Annotated in this window: 1 protein-coding gene; it reads left to right on the top strand. The window is 70.4% G+C overall.

Features of this window, described 5'->3' with window-relative positions:
* A partial coding sequence (locus tag IG84_RS0137235; protein WP_031067879.1) for a hypothetical protein occupies positions 1-550 on the top strand: 550 nt, incomplete at both ends.

Here is a 550-nt window from a genome sequence, read left to right as displayed (position 1 = left end):
GCTACCGCCCGCGCGCCTACTGGCCGCTGGAGGAAGGCGCCGACGCCACCCGCGCCTACAGCCCCATCGACGGCGTGCAGCCGATGACGACGCTGAACATGACGTTCGCCTCGGAGTCGTCGCTGCCGTCCTCGGCCGCGCTGCCCGTTGTGGCCACCCAGAACGGGGCCGTCACCTCCCGGCTGTCCGGGCAGGTGCCCGCGGGCGGCTCCACCACGACCTGGTCGGTGTGGTGGCTGTACCGGCTGAACAGCCAGCCGTCCGATTACGCCAGCTACATGTCGATCCAGACCACCGGCACCGTGCGGGACTGGCGCATCCAGATCAAGGACACCGGCACCCGCATCCTGGGCTACAACTCCGACGGCGTCGCCGTCGTCTCCCAGCTGATCGCCACCGGCCCGGACCTGTTCAACCAGTGGGTCCTGTGCCGGTTCTACGCCCAGCAGGTGGGCGGCAACGTCACTTGGCGCATCGTCTGGCAGGACGTGGGCGGCGACGCCGGAGGCTTCGACGACACGTTCGCCGGCACCCTCGGCCGGGTCACCTC

The sequence above is a fragment of the Streptomyces ochraceiscleroticus genome (assembly GCF_000720485.1).
In the GTDB taxonomy this organism is placed as follows: domain Bacteria; phylum Actinomycetota; class Actinomycetes; order Streptomycetales; family Streptomycetaceae; genus Streptomyces; species Streptomyces ochraceiscleroticus.
Note: the sequence above shows the minus strand (reverse complement) of the source record. Positions and strands in the feature narration are given on the sequence as shown.